Origin of the sequence: Bacillus hominis (assembly GCF_018332515.1) — a bacterium.
GTDB lineage: Bacteria > Bacillota > Bacilli > Bacillales > Bacillaceae_G > Bacillus_A > Bacillus_A hominis.
The window spans coordinates 1-2,729 of sequence record NZ_BOQD01000379.1; the positions used below are offsets into that span (position 1 = coordinate 1).

Genomic DNA, 2,729 nt, shown 5'->3' on the forward strand with positions numbered 1-2,729 from the left:
CAGCTCCTTGTTTATTATGTTAAGACTCTTGCTTCATTTGCTCGTCTAAAATTTTCTTCATCATTACTATCATATCATCACGTAATTCTTCGTGCTGCAATGCCATTTCAATTGTTGTTTGAACAAATCCTAATTTTTCACCAACGTCATAACGCTTTCCTTCGAAATCATATGCAAATACACGTTGAATTTCATTTAAGCTTTGAATTGCATCCGTTAACTGAATTTCGCCACCCGCTCCAACTTGTTGCTGTTCCAAGAACATAAAGATTTCAGGAGTTAAAATGTAACGTCCCATGATCGCTAAGTTTGAAGGTGCAGTACCTTGCGTGGGTTTTTCAACGAAATTACGAACTTGATAACGACGTCCCTCTTGCTCTAACGGATCGATAATTCCGTAGCGATGTGTTTCTGCTTCAGGAACAGTTTGTACACCAATAACAGAAGAAAGTGTTTTGTCATACTCGTCCATTAATTGACGTAAACATGGTTTTTCAGCTTGAACGATATCATCGCCTAATAATACTGCAAATGGCTCATCACCAATGAATTTACGTGCACACCAAACAGCATGTCCTAATCCTTTTGGTTCCTTTTGACGAATGTAATGGATATCTACCATTTTAGAAGAAGCTTGTACTTTTTCAAGTAACTCATACTTTTTCTTCTCTAATAAGTTTTGCTCTAATTCAAATGCGTTATCAAAATGATCTTCGATAGAGCGCTTTCCTTTACCAGTAACGATAATAATATCTTCGATGCCTGATTTTACTGCTTCTTCTACGATGTATTGAATTGTTGGTTTATCTACAATTGGAAGCATTTCTTTTGGCATTGCTTTCGTTGCTGGTAAAAAGCGTGTCCCTAATCCCGCTGCCGGGATAATTGCTTTTCTCACTTTTTTCATGACAAATACCCTCGCTTTTCATTCTAATTCTCTTAGTAAGGTGCAAATTTATAACATTATCTCTTAATAATCCTCTACATCATACAAAACTATAAGAAAAGAGGAGGCCGTTCCCCGTTCTCCTCTTTTCTTATCAGTAGCACTCTATTCTATTATAAACGATTCATAATGTCTTCTTTAATAGTAAGTAACTTTTGTTCACTATTTTGTAAGGAATCATCTTGTACACCAAAGTAGAATTTAATTTTCGGCTCTGTTCCAGATGGACGTAAGCAGAACCAAGAACCATCTTCTAATTGATATTTTAACACATTTGATTTCGGTAAGTGAATCTCTTCCTTATTTCCATCTTGTAACGTTGTAATGATGCTTTCCTTATAATCCTCAACTGCAACGACTGTTAAACCAGCTACTTCTTTCGGCGGATTCTCGCGGAATGTTGCCATCATCTTTTGAATCTGTTCGGCACCATCTTTTCCTTTTAACGTTAACGATACAAGGTCCTCACGGAAGAACCCATACTTCTTAAATACTTCTAACAGACCATCGTATAACGTTTTATCTTGTGATTTGTAGTACGCAGCTACTTCACATACAAATAGGACGGATTGAACCGCATCTTTATCACGGCAGAATGGACGGATTAAATAACCATAGCTTTCCTCATAACCGAATTGGAATTCATATTGTCCGCTTTCTTCATACTGTTTAATTTTTTCACCGATAAATTTAAATCCAGTTAACGTATCAACTGTATCTAAACCGTATGCTTTTGCAATTGTACGGCCAATTTCAGACGTTACGATTGTTTTTAAAACAACACCGTTTTCTGGAAGAGTTCCATTTTCCTTCTTTTGTGATAATAAGTAATCAAGCATTAACGCACCTGTTTGGTTACCAGTTAACACTTGGAACTCACCATCGTGATTGCGAACTGCTACACCTAGACGGTCTGCATCAGGATCTGTTGCGATTAACACGTCTGCGCCTACTTTTTCACCGTCACGAATTGCATACTCAAACGCTGCATGCTCTTCTGGGTTTGGTGATTTTACTGTAGAAAAGTTTGGATCTGGTAACTCTTGCTCTTTTACAACTGTTACATCTGTAAATCCAACTTCTTCTAAACCACGGCGTACCGAAATATTTGATGTTCCATGTAATGGTGTAAAGACGATTTTTAAATCTTTTCCTACTTCTTTCACCATCTCTTTATTAATAATGACATTGTTCAATTCTGCCGCATATGCATCATCTACTTCTTGTCCAATTATATGTAATAAACCGTCAGCTTTTAATTGCTCAACATCAGCAACTTCAACTGTTAATTCATCTTCTACTGCATTTACGTAACTAATTAACTCATCAGCTTCTTTTGGAGGCAACTGCCCACCATCTTCACCGTATACTTTATAACCGTTATATTCGGGCGGGTTATGGCTTGCCGTAAGAACGATTCCACTTACTGTATGTAAATGACGAACTGCGAAGGAAAGCACTGGTGTTGGACGTAAGCTTTCAAATACATATGTTGTAATACCATGTGCACCAAGAGTAGCAGCTACTTCCATTGCGAATTCAGGTGATTTATGACGAGAATCATACGCGACAACAACACCGCGTTTTTTCGCTTCTTCACCTAATTTTTCAATAAACCTAGCTAATCCTTTCGTTGCTTTACGAACTGTATATACATTTAAACGGTTCGTACCAGCACCAAGTTCACCACGCATACCACCTGTGCCGAACTCTAGATTTTTATAAAAGCTATCCTCGATTTTCTTCTCATCCTGCTTCATGTTTTCTAGCTGTTCTTTTAATT

The 2,729-nt window shown here is 37.4% G+C and carries 2 protein-coding genes; both read right to left on the reverse strand.

What is annotated here, in order from left to right; genetic code table 11:
• Positions 1-19: 19 nt before the first annotated feature.
• Positions 20-907, reverse strand: a complete 888-nt coding sequence (galU, locus tag KI356_RS25210) for a UTP--glucose-1-phosphate uridylyltransferase GalU (RefSeq protein ID WP_002124402.1) — start codon at positions 905-907, stop codon at positions 20-22.
• Positions 908-1,059: 152 nt separating this feature from the next.
• The coding region (locus tag KI356_RS25215; RefSeq protein ID WP_238486236.1) for a phospho-sugar mutase at positions 1,060-2,729 on the reverse strand (1,670 nt) is incomplete at its 5' end.

Excerpts from the sequence above, each read along its gene's own strand:
- galU (WP_002124402.1), bottom strand. The coding sequence starts at position 907 with ATGAAAAAAGTGAGAAAAGCAATTATCCCGGCAGCGGGATTAGGGACA.